General features: G+C 73.4%; 15 protein-coding genes. 4 read left to right on the top strand and 11 right to left on the bottom strand.

Annotated elements, in window-relative coordinates; translation table 11 throughout:
- Positions 1 to 5: 5 nt before the first annotated feature.
- The 6 genes from ACFWNV_RS11455 to ACFWNV_RS11430 form a co-directional block, all read right to left on the bottom strand.
- The gene (locus ACFWNV_RS11455; RefSeq protein ID WP_383944116.1) at positions 6 to 908 is read right to left on the bottom strand and encodes a universal stress protein; all 903 of its coding nucleotides are present in this window, start codon (positions 906 to 908) and stop codon (positions 6 to 8) included.
- A 152-nt stretch (positions 909 to 1,060) separates the two neighbouring features.
- On the bottom strand, positions 1,061 to 1,576 hold the full coding sequence (locus ACFWNV_RS11450) for a hypothetical protein (RefSeq protein WP_383944113.1): 516 nt from the start codon (positions 1,574 to 1,576) through the stop codon (positions 1,061 to 1,063).
- Positions 1,577 to 1,897: 321 nt separating this feature from the next.
- Entirely contained in the window at positions 1,898 to 2,521 is a 624-nt protein-coding gene (locus ACFWNV_RS11445; RefSeq protein WP_383944111.1) for a DedA family protein, read from the bottom strand.
- Between the two features lie 160 nt (positions 2,522 to 2,681).
- A complete protein-coding gene (locus tag ACFWNV_RS11440) occupies positions 2,682 to 4,334 on the bottom strand; it encodes an alkaline phosphatase D family protein (RefSeq protein ID WP_383944108.1) in 1,653 nt (550 codons plus the stop codon).
- A 161-nt stretch (positions 4,335 to 4,495) separates the two neighbouring features.
- Positions 4,496 to 5,167: an HNH endonuclease family protein gene (locus ACFWNV_RS11435; RefSeq protein ID WP_383944105.1), complete on the bottom strand. Its 672-nt coding sequence runs from the start codon at positions 5,165 to 5,167 to the stop codon at positions 4,496 to 4,498.
- A gap of 396 nt (positions 5,168 to 5,563) precedes the next feature.
- Positions 5,564 to 5,770: a hypothetical protein gene (locus ACFWNV_RS11430; protein ID WP_383944102.1), complete on the bottom strand. Its 207-nt coding sequence runs from the start codon at positions 5,768 to 5,770 to the stop codon at positions 5,564 to 5,566.
- A gap of 105 nt (positions 5,771 to 5,875) precedes the next feature.
- Between ACFWNV_RS11430 and ACFWNV_RS11425 the strand changes: the two genes are divergently transcribed.
- Complete coding sequence (locus ACFWNV_RS11425; protein WP_383944098.1) at positions 5,876 to 6,328, top strand: VOC family protein; 453 nt, start codon at positions 5,876 to 5,878, stop codon at positions 6,326 to 6,328.
- Positions 6,329 to 6,566: 238 nt separating this feature from the next.
- Here ACFWNV_RS11425 and ACFWNV_RS11420 read toward each other — a convergent pair whose 3' ends face one another.
- The 3 genes from ACFWNV_RS11420 to ACFWNV_RS11410 all read right to left on the bottom strand — a co-directional run bounded on the left by ACFWNV_RS11420 (position 6,567) and on the right by ACFWNV_RS11410 (position 9,489).
- A complete protein-coding gene (locus tag ACFWNV_RS11420; RefSeq protein ID WP_383944095.1) occupies positions 6,567 to 7,115 on the bottom strand; it encodes a putative immunity protein in 549 nt (182 codons plus the stop codon).
- Positions 7,116 to 7,914: 799 nt separating this feature from the next.
- Positions 7,915 to 8,595 (bottom strand): HAD-IA family hydrolase, encoded by a 681-nt coding sequence (locus tag ACFWNV_RS11415; RefSeq protein WP_383944092.1) that lies wholly within the window; start codon positions 8,593 to 8,595, stop codon positions 7,915 to 7,917.
- Positions 8,596 to 8,727: 132 nt separating this feature from the next.
- Positions 8,728 to 9,489, bottom strand: a complete 762-nt coding sequence (locus ACFWNV_RS11410) for a peptidoglycan-binding protein (RefSeq protein ID WP_383944089.1) — start codon at positions 9,487 to 9,489, stop codon at positions 8,728 to 8,730.
- 1,769 nt (positions 9,490 to 11,258) lie between these two features.
- On the opposite strand from ACFWNV_RS11410, the gene ACFWNV_RS11405 reads away from it, so the two are divergent.
- Complete coding sequence (locus ACFWNV_RS11405; protein ID WP_383944086.1) at positions 11,259 to 13,319, top strand: DHA2 family efflux MFS transporter permease subunit; 2,061 nt, start codon at positions 11,259 to 11,261, stop codon at positions 13,317 to 13,319.
- Positions 13,320 to 13,362: 43 nt separating this feature from the next.
- Here ACFWNV_RS11405 and ACFWNV_RS11400 read toward each other — a convergent pair whose 3' ends face one another.
- Positions 13,363 to 13,872, bottom strand: a complete 510-nt coding sequence (locus tag ACFWNV_RS11400) for a GNAT family N-acetyltransferase (protein WP_383944083.1) — start codon at positions 13,870 to 13,872, stop codon at positions 13,363 to 13,365.
- A 117-nt stretch (positions 13,873 to 13,989) separates the two neighbouring features.
- Here ACFWNV_RS11400 and ACFWNV_RS11395 point away from each other — a divergent pair, with 117 nt between their 5' ends.
- The gene (locus tag ACFWNV_RS11395; protein WP_383944080.1) at positions 13,990 to 14,385 is read left to right on the top strand and encodes a nuclear transport factor 2 family protein; all 396 of its coding nucleotides are present in this window, start codon (positions 13,990 to 13,992) and stop codon (positions 14,383 to 14,385) included.
- Between the two features lie 81 nt (positions 14,386 to 14,466).
- On the opposite strand, the gene ACFWNV_RS11390 is transcribed toward ACFWNV_RS11395, so the two are convergent.
- The gene (locus ACFWNV_RS11390; protein WP_383944077.1) at positions 14,467 to 14,841 is read right to left on the bottom strand and encodes an antibiotic biosynthesis monooxygenase family protein; all 375 of its coding nucleotides are present in this window, start codon (positions 14,839 to 14,841) and stop codon (positions 14,467 to 14,469) included.
- Positions 14,842 to 15,062: 221 nt separating this feature from the next.
- On the opposite strand from ACFWNV_RS11390, the gene ACFWNV_RS11385 reads away from it, so the two are divergent.
- A complete protein-coding gene (locus tag ACFWNV_RS11385; protein WP_383944074.1) occupies positions 15,063 to 17,012 on the top strand; it encodes a bifunctional glycosyltransferase 87/phosphatase PAP2 family protein in 1,950 nt (649 codons plus the stop codon).
- Positions 17,013 to 17,065 lie beyond the last annotated feature (53 nt).

The following is a 17,065-nucleotide window of genomic DNA, read 5'->3' as shown; positions in this document are numbered from 1 at the left end:
GGCGGTTAGGCGGCTGCCGGGACGGCGGTCTCCTCCAGGGGGACCACCGCGACCGGGCAGCCGGTGTGGAGCAGTACCGCGTTGGTGACGGAGCCCAGGCGCGGGGAGAGCGGGCGCTTGCGGTGGCGGCCGATGACGATCAGGTCCGCGGCCTGGGAGGCGGCGACCAGATGGCCGGCCGCGTCGCCGGGCGCCGACAGCTGCTCGATCTCCACCTCCGGGAACTGCTCGGCGTACGGGCGCAGGTGCGCCGCGGCCAGGGCCGCGACCTCGTGGGCGTTGGCGGTCTCCGTGTGCGCGGCCGTGGAGAGGGCGCCGACGGCGGTGAAGGCCCGGCCGGGCCAGGCGTGCGCGACGACGACCTGGAGCCGGGCGCCGCGCCGGGCCGCCTCGCCGAAGGCGAAGGAGGTGGTGCTCGGGTCGGGGGCCGCGCTGTTGAGGCCGAGTACGACCTGCCCGTACGGGTCGTGCAGCGGCGGCTCGGCGCGCGGGACCACCACCACGGGGCAGGCGGCCTGGCTCGCGCAGGCGATGCCGTTCGAGCCGAGGAGCAGGCTGGCGAAGCCGCCGCGGCCGCGGGAGCCGAGGACCATCACCTGGGCGTCCTCACCCAGCTGGGGCAGTACCTGGTCGGGCGCGCCGGGGTACGAGGCGTACTCGATCGGGGGGAGTCCGGCGCGGCCGTCGAGTGCCTCGCGGACCCGGATCAGTACGGGATCGTCGTCGAGGCCGGGCTCGGTGAAGGCCCCGGACAGGGCTGCGCCGATGGTGTCCATGGAGAGGCGCGCGTGCACGATGCGCAGCGGGGCTCCGGTCATCAGGGCCTGGGAGACGGCCCATTCCAGGGCCCGGTTGCCGTTCGCGGAACCGTCGACGGCGGCGATCACGGGGCGCGGGCTCTGGTCCATGGCGGGCTCCTTGAAGGGCAGCGGTGCGTGGACTCAGCCTTGCGGGAGGGGGCTCCGGGCGGGAGTGGGGAAAGTCCCGGATGGGCGGGACCATCGGCCACTCCCGTTGCGGGGAGGGAGGGAGGTTTCGGCGTGGGGGGCGGTAGGTCGGCTCAGGAGGCGTGGCCCGTGCGGCGGCGCAGGATCCAGGCACCGGCACCCAGTGCGGCGGCCACGAGGGAGCCGCCGATGGCGATCTGGCCCGGGCTCATCGAGCCGACGCTGCCGCCGAGTCCACCACGGGCGGCGCCCGGGGTGATGTTCAGCGCCACGGTGACGCGCTCGCCGCCCGGGCCGCCGCACTCGAAGGTGACGGGATGCGAGCCGGCGCTGATGTTCCGCGAGGTGGTGGCGGCGCCGAAGAGGTTGGTGGCCTCGGCGTTGCCGGGGGTCAGCCAGACGTCGCCGAAGGCGCGCGAGGTGGCCTTGCCGGTACGGGTGCCGCAGCCGGTGACGTTGAGGCTCACCCGGCCCCCGGGGGCGACGTTGGTCGGGGAGACGCTGCCGGAGGGCTGGGCCTGGGCGAGGGTCGGCGGCGCGGCCGCGGCGAAGGCGACGGTCGCTGCGGCGATGGCCAGCAGGCGGGGGAGGGGGCGGTACCGGCGGGGGCTGTGGGGGGTGGCGGACATGGAGAGGACTCCTCGGGCTCCGGGAACGGCGCGGCGCGGATTCGGGTGCGCACCGTTCTCTGGACGCTAGGAGCCCGGCGCGGCCCCGGCGATCGCTGCCGGGTGAACGGGTGAGCCACTGCTCCGCCCGGGGGAGGGGGGGAGGGGTGGTGCGGGGAGTGGTGGGGGTGGGCTGGGTCGTCGCTTTCGGATCTTGTTGGGCCCGCGGCCTCTGGTGTCGCACTTGGCCGCACTGCCGAGGTGACCACGTACGTCCAGTACGCGAGCACCCCCACAGCACGCCCGGGCATGGCATCAGACGCCGCGGGCGAAAGAGACCACCTAGGTGGTCGTGGGGGTGGGGCGGCGGACTACGAAGGCTGCGAGGGAGCCGGCGGCGAAGAGGGCGAGTAGGGAGATCGCGGTGCCGAGCCAGGTGGTGCCCAGCCACTGGGTGCCGAAGTAGCCGAGGGCGATGCTGTAGCCGGCCCAGGCGATGGCGGCCAGGACCGACCAGGGCAGGAACTCCCTGACCTTGCGCTGTGTCTTGCCCGCGCCGAGGGAGACCACCGAGCGGCCGGCCGGGGCGAAGCGGGCGATCACGACCAGGGCGCCGCCGCCGCGGGCGAGGGCGGTGCCGAGGCGTTCGTGGGCCCGGGTGAGCCGGCGGGAGCGGGCGATGGCGCGGTCGAGGCGGGCCCCGCCCCGGCGGGCCAGCCGGTACGCGGCCATGTCGCCCAGTACCGAGGCGGTCACGGCCGTCACCAGCAGCGCCAGGATGTCCGGTACCTGGGACTGCACGGGCGCGGGCCCGGCCGCCCCGGCTGCCGCCGCCGCGGCTGCCGCGGCGGTGATCACCAGCACCCCGCTCGGCAGCACCGGCAGGAACACGTCGAGCAGGATGGACAGCGCCACGAGGGCGTAGATCCACGGGCTCGAAGTCAGCGAGCCCAGAGTCTCAAGCAAAACGGGACTCCCCAGTCCGGTTGACGTGCCTCGGCGTGAGGCGCCGCGACGTCGCGGGGGAGCGGCATGGGCGGCTGACAGCGGAACAGCGTACGCCCGGTGTCCACGGACCGGACGCCCGGGGCGGCCCTCCGGCGCGACGGGTCGCCCCCGGTGTCCGTCAGCGCGGCGGCGTGAGGTCGCGGTCCAGGACCGTCACCAGGCGGGGACCCTTGCGGGCCTGGTCCAGGCGCAGCCGTGCGGTGCGCCCCGACAGCGCGAGCGTCATGAGCTGGTTGCCGAACCACGGCCCGCCCGTACGCCGCCAGCTCAGCGGGGGCCGGCCCGTCCGCCCGTGCCGGGAGAAGCCCCGGCCCAGCCACCGGCCCAGCCGCGACCAGCCCAGCCGGAAGCCCCATTTCACGGCGGTGTGGATGGAGTTGTGGACCGGGGAGCACGTCAGCTGGAAGACCTGCGCCGTGCTGGGTATTCGGGGCTCGGCCACATACGCGTGGTGCACGTCTCCCGAGAGCACGCACACCGTCGCCGGTGCCCGGGGCCCCGTGCCCACCTCCTCGATCAGGTCGCTCAGCGCCGCGAACGAGGCCGGGAACGCCGCCCAGTGCTCCAGATCGCTCCGCCGGCGCAGGTCCTCGCCGATCCGGGCCCACCTCGGCCCCCGCTCCCCACGGCACAGGGCTGCATTCCACACCTCCGCGTCGTGCACGAGCGGCGGCATCAGCCAGGGCAGTGAGGAGCCGATGAGGAGGTGGTCGTAACCCCCGTGTCCGGCCAGGGCGTTCTCGCGGAGCCACTGCTTCTCCGCCGGGTCGAGCATGGCCCGCCCGTCCTCGGCGAGCACCCGGGCGGCCCGGGTGTCCACCATCAGCAGCCGGGACCGGCCGAAGTCGCGGCGGTAGCTCCAGCGCACCGTGGCCGGGTCGGCGTCCGCCGCGGTGGCGAAGGCCCGTAGGACGTCGGTGCCGTCGGGGGTCGCGCGGACCGCCTCGAACACGGGGTCGGCCGCCAGCTCGGCCGGGGAGAGGTTGCCGAGGTGCTGGTACACCCAGTACGACATGAGGCCGCTGACGACCCGCTCCTGCCACCACGGGGTGGCGCGCATCTCCGCCAGCCACGCGGCGCTGGTGTTCCAGTCGTCGATGACGTCGTGGTCGTCGAACATGTGCAGGCTCGGGACGGTGGAGAGCAGCCAGCGGATCTCCGGATCGAGCCAGGACTCGTAGTAGAGCCGGGTGTACTCCTCGAAGTCCGCGACCTGGGCGCCGGGGGCCTCGCGGAGGTCCCGCCGGGCCGCCAGCCAACGACGGGTGGAGCGGGAGAGCTGGTCCGCGTACACCTGGTCGCCGAGGAGGAGCAGGACGTCGGGGCGTATCGCCTCCGGGTCGGCGGCCAGATCGGCGGCGAGGGTGTCGAGGGCGTCGGGGCCGTGCGGTCCGCGCCGGTCGGCCGGCGGGGCCGCCTGGCGGCAGGAGCCGAAGGTCAGGCGCAGGTCGGGAGCGGTCGCGGAGCCGGGCCGTCCCGCGGGCGGGGTGGTGATGGTGCTCGCGGGGAACGGGCTGTCGGGCACTGGCCAGACCCGGAGGCCGTCGAGGAGGACCTCGTAGGCCGTGGTGGTGTCCGGGGTGAGGCCGGTGACGGTGATCAGGGCGTAGTGGTGGCCGGCTATCTGGAAGGTGTGGACGCTCCCGCCGGAACCGTCGGCGCAGCGCACCTCGGCGGTACACGGGCGGTCCGCCTCGATCCACACCGTGGCGGAGTCGCCCGCGTCCCAGTCGACGTGGCGCAGCAGCGGTCCCAGGCGCAATGCCCCCATGTAACTCCCCCTCCTTCGTCCGGCGTTGCCGTTCGATCACCGTACGACGGGGAGGGGGTGGTCCACCTCCCCCTGGCGGGGGAAAGATCCTTGGCCAGGGGTGGGGTGGGCAGGGGGGTGGGCAGGGGGTCGGGGGTGCGGCGCGGACCTGTGGGGGAGCGTCAGCAGGCGTTGAGGATGTTGACCAGGGCCGTCTTCTCCGTCGAGTCCATGCTCAGGGCCCAGTACTGCTTGACCTCGACCCACATGCGCGCGTAGGTGCAGCGGTAGGCGGTGCGCGACGGCAGCCACTTGCCGGGGTCGAGGTCGCCCTTCGCCTGGTTCACGTTGTCCGTGACCGCGATGAGCTGGGGGCGGGTCAGGTCGTTGGCGAACTGCTGGCGCTTGGCGGTGGTCCAGGAGCTGGCTCCGGAACGCCAGGCCTCGGCGAGCGGGACCATGTGGTCGATGTCGACGTCGGAGGCGGCCGTCCAGGTGGCGCCGTCGTACTCGGAGTACCAGCTGCCGCTGACGGCCGCACAAGCGGAGTCCTGGACCACGCCGGAACCATCGCGCTTGAGGACGACCTCGCGGGTGTTACAGGTGCCGGAGACGGTGCTCCAGTGGGGGAAGAGGTCGCGGCTGTAACCGCTGGTGGAGCCCTCGGTCTTCGGGGTGACGGTGGCGAGGTAGGAGCGGGCGGCCGCGGCGCTGATCGGGGTGGGAGGGGAGGCGGCGGCGGTGGGGGCGGTGAGCAGGGCGGTCAGGGAGGCCGCCGCGAGTATGGAGGCGAGCGTGCCGAGTCGACGCGCGTAGACGGAGGGCGTGGAAGTACCGGAGGGTGTGGTGGACATGAGGGCTCCTGGGTGGGGGCAGGGGTGGTGGCCTGCGGGGGTGGGTGGGGGTGGGCGGGAGCTGGGTGCGCGTGGTGGGTGCACGGTGCGTACATGGTGCGTACGTGGTGGGGCGTGGCCATGCTGGTCGCGCCGGGTTTCTTGGGGATGGGCGCGAGGTGACAGTTTGAAGGCATGGGCATGTCATGGCGAGGTCGGTGACGGGCTTGGGGGTGGGGGGAGTTGGGGTTCCGGGGTGGGTTGGGTGGGGGTGGGGCTAATGTCCCGGGCCCGGTTCGGACCTTGGGTCCGTTCCTGTGCCCGCCTCGGTGGTGGGGGTGGTGGTACGAGCAGCGGCAGCGGGCATGGAAACGGCGCCGCACCCGGTCGTTCCGGGGGCGGCGCCGTGATCCGTGATCAGAGTCCGGTGGTGAAGGGATTGTTGTGGACCGCGTTCGAGTGGTACGTGGTCCTGTCCTTGCGCAGCTGCTCCGTGCGGCCCAGCTCGATCAGGAGACCCTCCGCCGCCACGGAGCGGCGGCGCCTTTCCCGGCACATCACCTTGACGATGAGGTACAGCCCCGCGAGCCCCATCACGCTGAAGAGGACGATCAGTTCGGTCATGGCAATTCCCCCGTTGTCGCGCCCCCGCCCCGCGCATTCCGCTGATTCGGAGCGTCGCTGTCGACCGTACCTGCCGTTGTCAGACCTGGCTGCGAGGCTGGGGACATGGACACCACGTTGCAACTGACCATCGACTGCGCCGATCCTCGGGTGATGGTGACGTTCTGGATCGAAGCGCTGGGTTACGTGCCGGAGCCGGCGCCGGACGGGCATGTGACCTGGCGCGCGTACTGGGAGGGCATGGGGGTGCCCGCGGAGGAGCTGCCCGAAGGCGCGGGGGAGCTGCCGGAATCGATCGTGGACCCGTCCGGGCAGGGGCCCCGGGTGTGGTTCCAGCAGGTCCCGGAGCCCAAGGCGGGCAAGAACCGGGTGCACCTGGATCTGAAGGTCAGCGGGGGGCGCGGCGTTCCGATGGAACTCCGGACGCGGCGCGTCGACGAGACGGTGGAGCGGCTCACCGGGGCGGGGGCGACGGTGCTGCGCGTGCTGGACGAGTTGGACACGCACTACGCGGTGGTGATGCAGGACCCCGAGGGGAACGAGTTCTGCGTCGCCTGAGCGTGAGGTGCCGGGGGGAGTCGTACGGGGGAGCTGTGCGGGGTGGGGCGTACGGGGGAGCCGTACGGGGTGGGTTTCGGGGTGCTCTCGCTGGTCGTCGGTGGCAGCCGGCGGAGCCGGACGGTTCGCCGGTTCCTGCTCGTTGGGGCCGGGCGGGCATCTGCGATCCGGTGCAAGGTCCTGGGCTGCTGACCGCTGACCGCTGACGGAGGGGGGCCGCACCGGCTGAACGCTTGCGTCAGTCGGCGAGGGTGAGCGAGCGAAGGTCGGCATCCAGCGTGCGGATCAACTCGCCCACCCGTCCGCCGCCACTCGGCGCCGGCGGGAAGCGTTTGAGCACGTCAACGACGCCTGGCGTGGCGCGATGCGCCGTCTGCTCGATGTGTTCGGCACCGACGCTCCGATCGTCGTCGGCGCGGAGTTCGGCTGCTCTGGCCGCGTGGGCGGCGGCTCCGAGAATGTGCTTGACCTGGGTGGCCTTGGCCAGTGGATGCAGGTAGGCGGCGCCTGCCGCGGACATCGCTGCCCGAGCCGCCTCGCGCGCGGCCTCGGTGTCGGCACTTTTGGCCGCCTTGAGTGCCGCCCACGCTCGGTCGCGCAAGGCTTTCCCTCGCTCACCGCCCCGCGCGAACTCCCATGCGGTGTCGATGGCGTCTCGAGGTCGCGAGTCCTCCGGCTGGTCGCCCTCGAACACCTCGAGCACAGTTTCCGCGCACGCTGCGGCGAAGGCGGTGACCGCGCGCAGATCTTGCTTGCTCAGAGCGATCTCGCTCGCTTCCCCTGTCATGACTCCATCCTCGTCCCTTGCGCCGGACGGCCGGGTGGCCGGGTGGCCGGGGCAGCTCCGGGGCGGCCCCATGCCGACTGGCTCATGAGAGGGCTCGGCCGGGGTGAGTGCCTCGGGGGACGGTCGCGGCAGTAGTTCGTCGACCTGCGATTTCACGTGGGTGGAAGCTCGGTGCGGTGCGGTGCGGTGCGGTGCGGACTCGGCTCGTTCGGCCTGTCGGGTCGACGGGCCCGGTGCGTCGGCTGGGGCGGGCCCGGTTGGGCCGGCGTGCGTCCCGCCGTCGAGGTCTGGCCGCCTCGGTCGGGCAGGTGGGTCCGGCCGCTTCAGCCCGGGGGCTCCGGCCTGCCTTCTGGTGTGGGCCCGCGGGGTGCGGCGGACTTGGGCCGGGCGGGATGTGGCCGGGTGGGTAGTCCTGGAGGGGTGGCCTGGCCTGGCCCGCCCTGGTGCATCGCCTGGTGCGCGTCCGGCCGCCGGCGTCCGGTCCGCCTGGGCGGGCGCGCTGAGTTCGGCGGCAGGGGCCCGCCTGCTCGGGGTGAGCTGCTGGGATCGGCGTACAGGGTTGGTCGCCGGGATCGGTTGCCGAGTTCCGGCTGCCAGGGCCCTGGCCAGCGGGGCCTGGCCACCAGGTTGGCTCACCCCGGTCGGGCCGCTGCGTGGCCGTCGGTTCGCTGCCGAGGGCCTGCCGCCTGGCAGCTCCGGGGCGCGGTTGCCTGGCAGTACGGGATAGGTCCCGCGGCGGGGCCGAGGCGGGCCGCCGGCTGGGTTGCCCGGGGTGGGCCGACCCGCCGGGTCGCCTTGGTCAGGCCGCTTGGACGGTGAGGGTGATCGAGCCGTCGGGGGAGGTGGTGACGGTGACGGCGGTCAGGTCGAGGACGTGGGCGGTCGGGCCGTGGGCGGCGGCGCGGGGGCCGACGCCGATGACGCGCATGCCCGCGGCCTGGCCCGCGGCGATGCCGGCGGCGGAGTCCTCGAAGACGATGCAGTCGGCCGGGTCCACTCCGAGGGCGGCGGCGCCCATCAGGAAGCCCTCCGGGTCGGGCTTGCTGGCCTGCACGGACTCGGCGGTGACCCGGACCTCGGGCATCGGCAGGTCGGCGGCCGTCATCCGGGCCGTGGCCAGGGCCACGTCGGCGGAGGTGACCAGGGCGTGCGGGAGGGTGCTGAGGGAGGCCATGAAGGCGGCGGCGCCGCCGATCGGGACTACGCCCTCGGTGTCGGCGGTCTCGCGGGCGAGCATCACCGCGTTCTCGGCGAGGTTCTCCTCCATCGGGCGGTCCGGGAGGAGGATCGCCATCGTGGCGTAGCCCTGGCGGCCGTGGACCACCTTGAGGGCTTCCTTCGGGTCCAGCCCGTGGGTGACGGCCCAGTCGTACCAGCAGCGCTCGACCACCGCGTCCGAGTTGACGATGGTGCCGTCCATGTCCAGGAGCAGGGCCTTGGCGGTCAGGACGGCGGGGGCGGTGGTGGTGCTGGCCGGCATCGGAGGGGCTCCAGACGGGACGGGAAAGAGAACAAGTGGTTCCGTCCACCGGTCAGGGAGTGAGGACGGAACCACTTTGTTCCTGAACAATACAAAACGGGGAGGGGTGCTCGCCACCGGATCCGGTGTGTTCTATCCCTCCAAAGCGCGGCGGGTCGCCGGACCGTAGACGCCCCAAGGGTCCTCGTCGATGCCGTTGTACGCCTGGAACGTGGAGACCGCCGATTCCGTACGGGCGCCGTACCGCCCGTCGTACTTGCCGCGGTAGATGCCCTGCGCCGCCAGCAGGCGCTGGAGCTTCTCCACCTCGGCGCCCGAATCCCCGTACCGGAGGGTCGGCGCCTGCGTCGGCGGCCGCGAGGTCGGCGGGGAAGAGCGGCTCGGGGTGGGGGACGGGGCGGCCGACGGGGTCGACGAACGGCTCGGAGTGGGGGAGGGCGAGGGGGACGGCGAAGCGGACGCGGACGCGGAGCGGGAGGGGCTGGGGGAGGCGGAGGCGGAGGGGGGCGGGGTCGGGCCGGTGCTCTCGGCGGGCTGCGACGGGGTGGCCTGGGTGAGGCCGGCCACGGGGGAGGAGGGCTTCGCGTCGACGAGGGCGGCCTCCGGCGTGGCGGGCCCCGAGGCGGCCCACGCGACGAGGACGGCCGCGCCGACCACCACGACGGCGGCTGCCGCGATGGCGGTGAGCGTGCGTGTGCGGCGCCGCGGGGGTCGCGGGGGCCGGCTGGACGGGTCCGCGCCGTTCGGGCCGGCCATCCCGTGTGTCCCGTAGGCCGGGCCTGTCCTGCTGTCGGGGCCGGGGTGGGGGCCGGGGTGGGTCTCGGGTGACCCGTACGAGGCGTAGGCGCCGGGTGCCGCGTACGCCTCGTACGGCGGGACCGGGCGCAGCTGCATCGTTTCTTCGGACGGGGTCGGGGACGCTACGGGTATCCCGTACGCGGGAGTCTCAGCCCCGGGTGGCTGCGCCGCGGGATGGGCCGGGCCGACGGGGGACGAGTGCGGCGACGCGGCATCCGCCGGGCCGGGGTAGGAGGGGAAGACGGCCGTCGGGCCGGGGAGCTGAGGCGGGGCGCCCTCCGGGGAGCCCTGCGCGGCGGTGCCCATGGTGCCCGCGTGGGGCGGGCTGGAAGGCGAAGCCGTGCCTGCCGGGCCGCCGGGGCGGTGCGGCGAGCCGGGGGCCCGGGCCGGGTCGGCGGTCGTATCGGCCGGCGGGGCCTCGGCAACCGGCCCGGGGTGCGCGGAGGTGGCGCTCCTCGGGTTGGTGGAGGGCGCAGCGGCGTTCGGCTGGCCGGGGCGCGGCGGCAGACCGGGTGCGCGGCCCGGGTCCGGAGCGGAACCTGCGGAGCCCGGCTGCGCGGCAGCCCCGATCGGGCCGGGGTAGGGCGGCGGGGTGGTCGCCGGGCCGGGGTAGGGCTGCGCGAGGTCGGGCGGGCCCGGGTATGGCGGCAGGCCGGCTGCTTGGCCTGGGTGCGGTGCGGGATGCGGGCCGGCAGGACGCGCTGTGGCGCTGGTCGGGGCGGTGGTGGGTGTCGCGGTGCCTACGGGGTGAGGGCTCGCATGGCTGCTCGTCGGGCCGGAGTGGGGCGGCGTGCCGGCGGGGGCGGGGTAGGACGGGAGGGCAGCCGTCGTTTGGTTCGGGTGGGCCGTCGGATGCGGGGTGGCAGGGCGGGCTGTGGCGCCGGCCCGGTCGGTGGGGTGCATGGCGGGGCCCGCCGGGTGGGGGCTCGCAGCGGCGTCCGCCGGGGCAGGGCAGGCAGGCAGGACGGCCGTTTGGTCCGGTTGCGGTGCGGGATGCGGGGAGGCGGGGCGGGTAGTGGCGCCGCCCGGCGCGGTGGGGGATGACGGGGTGTCCGCCGGGTGGGCGTGCGGTGGCAGGCCGGCCGTCCGGACGGTGTCCGCAGCGGTGCCAGTCGGGCTGGCGTGGGGCGGCGGGGTGTCGGTTGGGCCGGGGTGCGGGGACGTAACGCCAGGCCAAGCGGCATGCGCCGGAGGGGTGCCCGGGTCGGAACGTAGAGCGGTGTTCGTCGGGCCAGGGGGCGGAGGGGCGGAATCCGGCCGGCCTGCGGGGGGCAGTGTCGTGCCTTGCGGGCGGGGGCGCGGCGGGGCGGCTGCCGGGACCGGGGGTGTTGTGGGGCCTGCCGGACGGGGCTGGTGCGCCGTGGTGGCGGCGAGGCCGGGATGCGCGGGGGCCCCTGGCCGGGCCGTGGTCCCTGCCGGGTCACGGTGGGGCGCAGGGGTGGCTGCGCCGGGGCTGTGGTGCTGTGCCGGGGTGCCCGTCGGGCCGCCGGGCCGTGCCGTCGTGGCTGCGGGCGGGGCCGGGTAGGCGGGGGGCGCCGACGTGCCCGGGTGGGCTGGGGGTGTCGGGGTGGGGGCTGGGGCGGTCGGCCCGGATGGGGGTGGCGGGGTGGGGGTCGGGGGGTCCGGGGTGGGGTTCGGGAGGGATATGTACGGGCGGATGCGCAAGGGTTGGAAGGCTGGGGGGCAGGCGCAGGGGCCTTTTGGCGTGTCGCAATCCGGACAGTGTTCGGTGTTCACTCGGATACCTCCCCTGGGCGCTGCCTGCGATTATGCAGACCCCCGGTAACCCGCCCAACCCGCCCGACAGGCCATAACGGGACACACCGCTCAGGATGGAGGAGTCGATCAGCCCTGAGGAGGAGCCGATGGTGCAGGACGTGACCACGGAGCCCGACCCGCGCAAGCGGACATCCGGACCCAGCGCCGAGCACGCCTCGCGTGAGGTGCTCGTTTCCATCGGTGCGCTGCTGCTGGGGCTGCTCATCTCTTCGCTCGACCAGACGATCGTGTCGACGGCGCTGCCGACGATCGTCAGCGATCTCGGCGGGATGTCGCACCTGTCGTGGGTGGTCACGGCCTACATGCTGGCGTCGACGGCCGCCACACCGCTGTGGGGCAAGCTCGGGGACCAGTACGGGCGCAAGAAGCTCTTCCAGTCCGCCATCGTGCTGTTCCTGATCGGGTCGGCCCTGTGCGGCCTGGCGCAGAACATGCCGCAGCTCATCGGCTTCCGCGCGCTCCAGGGACTGGGCGGCGGCGGGCTGATGGTGCTGTCGATGGCGATCGTCGGAGACATCGTGCCGCCGCGCGAACGCGGCAAGTACCAGGGGCTCTTCGGCGCGGTCTTCGGAGCCACCAGCGTGCTGGGTCCGCTGCTGGGCGGACTGTTCGTGGACCACCTGTCGTGGCGCTGGGTTTTCTACATCAACCTCCCCATCGGTCTCGTCGCCCTCGTCGTCATCGCCGCGAGCCTGAAGATCCCGGCGCGGAGCGAGAAGCACACCATCGACTACCTCGGCACCTTCCTCATCGCCTCCGTCGCGACCTGCCTGGTGCTCGTGGCCTCGCTCGGCGGTACGTGGGGCTGGAGCTCCCCGCAGATCATCGGGCTCGCGGTGCTCGGCCTCGTCCTGCTGGTCTGCTTCGTCCTCGTCGAGCGGCGGGCCGTGGAGCCGGTGCTCCCGCTCAAGCTCTTCCGGATCCGCACCTTCACCCTCTGCTCGCTGATCAGCTTCATCGTCGGCTTCGCGATGTTCGGCGCGATGGTCTACCTGCCGACCTTCCTCCAGGTGGTCCAGGGCGTCTCCCCGACCATGTCGGGCGTCCACATGTTGCCGATGGTGCTCGGACTGCTGATCACCTCCACCGTGTCCGGCCAGATCGTCAGCCGCACCGGGCGCTGGAAGGTCTTTCCGATCGCGGGCACGGCCCTGACCGCGGTCGGGCTGCTGCTCCTGCACCAGCTGGAGCGCACCAGCTCCACCTGGGAGATGAGCGTCTACTTCTTCGTCTTCGGCGCCGGCCTCGGACTGGTCATGCAGGTGCTCGTCCTCGTCGTGCAGAACTCGGTCAGCTACGCCGACCTCGGCGTCGCCACCTCGGGCGCCACCTTCTTCCGCTCCATCGGCGCCTCCTTCGGCGTCGCCATCTTCGGCACGATCTTCACCAACCGGCTCGACGACAAGCTGGCCGGTGCGCTCAAGGGGGTCCCGCTGCCGCCGGGGCTGGACACGAGCAAGCTGGAAGCCGACCCGCGCGCCATCGGCACCCTCCCCGCCGCGCTGCGCCCGCGCATCCTCGACGCCTACTCCACCTCCATCACCGACGTCTTCCTCTACGCCGCCCCCGTGGTGCTGGTCGCCTTCGTCGTGGCCTGGTTCCTCAAGGAGGACAAGCTGCGCGCCTCGGTGACGGCGCCCGACGTCACCGAGACCCTGGCCTCCAACCCCGTCCAGCGCTCATCACGGGAGGAGGTCGCCCGCGCCCTGACGACGCTCGGGACCCTCCAGGGCCGCAAGCACGTCTACGAGAAGATCACCGCGAAGGCCGGCTACGACCTGCTGCCCGCCGCCAGCTGGCTGCTGCTGCGGATCAACCGGTACGGCAGCGCCGACCCGGCCGTGCTGGCGGAGAAGACCATGGTGCCGCTGCGGGCCATCACGGACGCGGGCCGCCAGATCGAGGAGCGGGGGCTGGCCGTCCGCGACGGGCTGCCGCTGATCCTGACGGACAAGGGCCGCGAGAGCGCACTGAAGCTGTCCGCCGCGCGGGAGGAGTCGCTTGCCGAACTGCTCGGCGACTGGTGGACCGCGGACCGCCCGACCGACCTGTCCGAACTGGTCGCGGAGATCAACTCGGAGCTCTGCGGATCCGTCGACGAGGAGCCTTACGAGGCCTTGCCCCGCCGGGACCATTCCGCCAGGTGACCGCAGCGTCGGCACGGCGGGGCGGGTCAGGGCCACCGCCCCGTCAGGCCAGGTGCTTCTCGAACCAGTGCTCGGCGTAGGGGCCGGAGCTGTACGCGGGTATTTCCGCGTACCCGTGGCGCGCGTACAAGGCGCGGGCCTCCACCAGGTCGGAGCGGGTGTCCAGCCGGACCCGCTCGGCGCCCAGGGCGCGGCCGGCGTCCTCCAGGGCACGGAGCAGGGCCGCCCCGCCGCCCGTACCGCGGGCGCGCGGGTCCACGTACACCCGGGTGAGCTCGGCGGTGACGGGGTCCAGGACGCGTATCCCCCCGCAGGCGAGGGGCTGTCCGTCGAGCCGGCCGACCACGAACCGGCCCGTCGGCGCCGTCAGTTCGTCGTCCGGGAAGTCCAGGAGGCCCTGGTCGATCTCCGCCTCGGTGACCGGCCGCCGCCAGTACCGGCCCGCGACCTCCGCGTAGTACGCGCGGCGCAGCAGCGTGGCGTCCGGGGTGGTGAACGGCTCGGCGGCGACCTGCCAGGTCGACGTCGCGCGGAGCTTCTCTGTGCTCGTCATGGCGTCAGTCATAGCGTCATTGTGGAGCCGTGCCCCGCCGCCCGCGCTGGAATATCCACAGGGCCGGGCCGATGATAGGAAAAGGGTCAAACCGTACGCACGAAGGGCGTGACCGTCATGTCGGAGCATCCTGACTGTGCCCTGATCCGCCGCGGCTACGAGGCTTTCGGCCAGGGTGACATGGAGAAGCTGAGCGCGATGATGACGGCCGACGTCATCCAGCACGTCCCCGGCAGCAGCCCCATCTCCGGACACCACAAGGGGCGCGAGGCCGTCCTCGACCTCTACCGCCGGATGGGAGCGGAGACGCACGGCACAATGCGGCTCCACCTGGACAAACTGCTCGCGGACGGCCGCGGCCACGTCATGAGTTTCCACACAACCCGCGCCGATCGCGGCGACCGCGGGATCGAGATCCACGAGGGCATCTTCTTCACCATCGTCGGCGGGAAGATCAGCGACCTCGACGTCTGCATCGAGGACATCGACGAGATGAACGCCTTCTGGAGCTGAGCCGAGCCGAGCCGAGCTGAGCCGAGCCGAGCTGAATTGCGGAAGGGCCCGGAGCCGCGGCTCCGGGCCCTTCCCACGCGCTCAGACCTGCTTCGGCGCCGCCTGCTGCACGACCTCGAAGGACCACACCGTAGAGCCCGTGGCAGCGGGCTTCGGCCGCTCCGCGCCGCCTTCCGGCCCCGCCTGACCGCCACCGGGACCGCCCTGACCGCCCGCCGCGCCGCCACCCTGGTGGGCCGCCTTCATGGGCCCCTCCATCCACGCCTGGAAGTCCTCCTCGGAACGCCAGCGCGTGTACACGAGATACTGGTCCGTGCCCTCGACGGGCCGGAGCAGCTCGAACCATTCGAAGCCGTCCGAGCTCTCCACGGAGCCCGCACGGGAGGCGAACCGCTGCTCCAGAACCTCTCGCTGTTCGTCCGGGACGGTGAGGGCGTTGATCTTCACGATGCTCATGCCCGCCATCCTAGGTATCGCGCGGGGGATATCGTCGTCCGGGTAAATGAAGCGCGCGGTATGAAACGCAGTACGAAACGCGGCAGCCAGGCGAAGTCAGGGTTGCAGTCAACAGGGCGGGAGGCCGGCGAGGCGTGGCTAACGCGGCGGAGCACAGTGGTGCGAACGGACATGCCGGGGTCATAGGCGGTAGCGGCGGAAGACTCGGGGCGGCACGCCTCATGCTGTGGGCACTGGCCCTGCTGCTCGCCGTCAGACAGGCCGCGGTCGTGCTGCGCGTGCCACCGGGCGAGTGGCTCAGCGGGTTCCACCTCCCGGGCAGCCTGCCGGGCTCGCTCTACACGAACGGCCAGTTCACCGGGACCCCCTTCGCGGGGCTGGTCCTCAAGCCGCTCCTGGGGCTCGCCGCGCCCTCCCTGGAGGTGACCTGGACCTGCGTGACCCTGCTGCTCGTCGCCGCCGTCGGGCTGGTCGCCGCGCGCGCCCTGCCCGACCCCGTGCCGCGGCGCACCGCGCTGCTCGCCGCGCCCGTGCTGGTCGCGCTGATGATGGTCTCGCTGCCCGTCCGCGAAGCCGCGCTGCCCGGGCAGACCGCCGTACTGCCGGTCCTGCTGGTGCTCCTCGCCGTGTTCCGGGTCCCGAGCGAACGCCCCTCCGGGTTCCTGATCGGCCTGGCCGCAGCCCTCCAGCCCGCGCTGCTGCTCTTCGCCCCGCTGCTGTGGCTGTCCGGACGCCGGACCACCGCGCGCTCCGCCGCCGTGACCTTCGCCGGAGCCACCGCCCTGTCCTGGGCGGCCCTGCCCAGCGACTCGTGGACGTACTGGGTCCAGCACCTGGCCGGCACCGGGCTCGGCGGCGCACCCGACGGGCTCGCCAACCAGTCCGTGCACGGCGCCCTGCTGCGCCTGGGTCTGACCGGCCCCGGCGAGATCCTCCTCTACGCCGCCCTCGCGGCCCCGATCATCTGGATCGGCCTGCGCCGCGCCGCCCGCTACGCCCGCGACGGCCAGCTGCTGCTCGCCGTCGCGATCACCGGCTGCGTGGCCGTCGCCGTGTCCCCGACCGGCTGGCGCCACCAGCTGCTGTGGGTGCTGCTCGCGGTCGCGGGCAAGGTCGGCAAGCGGGCCGCGGACCGGCCGGTGTGGCCGGTCGCCGTGGTCCTCGCCATGACCCTGCCGAGCGACGTGCTGCTGCCCAACCTGGTCGCGCTGGGCCCCGTACGCGACAACGTGCTGCTCCTCGCGGCCCTCGCGGCGGCCTGCGCCGTGCCGTTCCTGCCGCGCTCCTCCCCGTACTGGCGCGAGCCGGTCCCCACCGCCTACGGGCGGCCCGCGCCCGCGCGGTGGGCGCGGGTCCCGCTGCTGCCGTTCTGGCGGCGCGTGCTGTCGCGTCCGAACCTGTTGCTGGAACTGCTCCTGATACGGGTCGGCTACTCGCTCTACTCGCACATCCGGGCCGCCGCCCCCACCAGCCGCACCCTCGCGGAGGGCAACGGCAGCCAGATCCACGGGATCGAGAAGGCGCTCGGCATCGACATCGAGCACGCCGTGAACCACGCCGTCGTCGGGGCGCCCTGGCTGGAGGCGTTCTTCAACTTCTACTACACCTCCTTCCACTTCGTGGTCCCGCTGACGATCCTGGCCGTCCTGTACTGGCGCCGCCCCAAGGACTACCGCTGGGCGCGGGCCTCGCTGGGCCTGGCCACCGTGCTCGCCCTCATAGGTTTCTGGCTGTACCCGCTGGCACCGCCGCGGCTGATGCCCGGGCTGGGTTTCGTGGATACCGTGCACGGGGTCCAGGACCTGGCGAACCCGAGCTACGGGGCCATGACGGCGATCTCCAACCAGTACGCGGCGATGCCCTCGCTGCACTTCGGCTGGTCGCTGTGGTGCGGGATCGTCATCGTCACGATCGCGCCGAAGCGCTGGCAGAAGCTGCTCGGTGCGCTGCACCCGACGATCACCGTCTGCGCGATCGTCGCGACCGCCAACCACTGGGTGCTCGACGCGGTCGGCGGCGCGGTCGTCGTCGTGGCCGGGTTCGGGCTCGTCTACGTGCTCTCAGGGCCTCGGGGCGATGCCGTGCCGGCCGGGGTGGCCGTGCCTCGGCCGCGGCGGCCCGAGCGGGTGGGGGCGGGGTCCGCGGGGTCCGCTGAGCGGACTCGGGCCTAGCCGCCTGTGCGGTGACGACGAAGGGGTGCCGGGGCGGTGTAGCAGCCCGCCCC

It is taken from the genome of Streptomyces sp. NPDC058401 (assembly GCF_042722885.1).
GTDB lineage: Bacteria > Actinomycetota > Actinomycetes > Streptomycetales > Streptomycetaceae > Streptomyces.
The sequence above is the reverse complement of the archived record's forward strand: the minus strand, read 5'-3'. Positions and strand labels throughout refer to the sequence as shown.

What these genes read in the sequence shown, in the direction of transcription:
- ACFWNV_RS11450 (WP_383944113.1), bottom strand. Translation starts at nt 1,576, where the DNA reads ATGTCCGCCACCCCCCACAGCCCCCGCCGGTACCGCCCCCTCCCCCGC.
- ACFWNV_RS11420 (WP_383944095.1), bottom strand. Translation starts at nt 7,115, where the DNA reads ATGACAGGGGAAGCGAGCGAGATCGCTCTGAGCAAGCAAGATCTGCGC.
- ACFWNV_RS11455 (WP_383944116.1), bottom strand. Translation starts at nt 908, where the DNA reads ATGGACCAGAGCCCGCGCCCCGTGATCGCCGCCGTCGACGGTTCCGCG.
- ACFWNV_RS11405 (WP_383944086.1), top strand. Translation starts at nt 11,259, where the DNA reads ATGGTGCAGGACGTGACCACGGAGCCCGACCCGCGCAAGCGGACATCC.
- ACFWNV_RS11410 (WP_383944089.1), bottom strand. Translation starts at nt 9,489, where the DNA reads ATGCAGCTGCGCCCGGTCCCGCCGTACGAGGCGTACGCGGCACCCGGC.
- ACFWNV_RS11430 (WP_383944102.1), bottom strand. Translation starts at nt 5,770, where the DNA reads ATGACCGAACTGATCGTCCTCTTCAGCGTGATGGGGCTCGCGGGGCTG.
- ACFWNV_RS11395 (WP_383944080.1), top strand. Translation starts at nt 13,990, where the DNA reads ATGTCGGAGCATCCTGACTGTGCCCTGATCCGCCGCGGCTACGAGGCT.
- ACFWNV_RS11415 (WP_383944092.1), bottom strand. Translation starts at nt 8,595, where the DNA reads ATGCCGGCCAGCACCACCACCGCCCCCGCCGTCCTGACCGCCAAGGCC.
- ACFWNV_RS11425 (WP_383944098.1), top strand. Translation starts at nt 5,876, where the DNA reads ATGGACACCACGTTGCAACTGACCATCGACTGCGCCGATCCTCGGGTG.
- ACFWNV_RS11390 (WP_383944077.1), bottom strand. Translation starts at nt 14,841, where the DNA reads ATGAGCATCGTGAAGATCAACGCCCTCACCGTCCCGGACGAACAGCGA.
- ACFWNV_RS11435 (WP_383944105.1), bottom strand. Translation starts at nt 5,167, where the DNA reads ATGTCCACCACACCCTCCGGTACTTCCACGCCCTCCGTCTACGCGCGT.
- ACFWNV_RS11385 (WP_383944074.1), top strand. Translation starts at nt 15,063, where the DNA reads ATGCTGTGGGCACTGGCCCTGCTGCTCGCCGTCAGACAGGCCGCGGTC.
- ACFWNV_RS11400 (WP_383944083.1), bottom strand. Translation starts at nt 13,872, where the DNA reads ATGACGAGCACAGAGAAGCTCCGCGCGACGTCGACCTGGCAGGTCGCC.
- ACFWNV_RS11440 (WP_383944108.1), bottom strand. Translation starts at nt 4,334, where the DNA reads ATGGGGGCATTGCGCCTGGGACCGCTGCTGCGCCACGTCGACTGGGAC.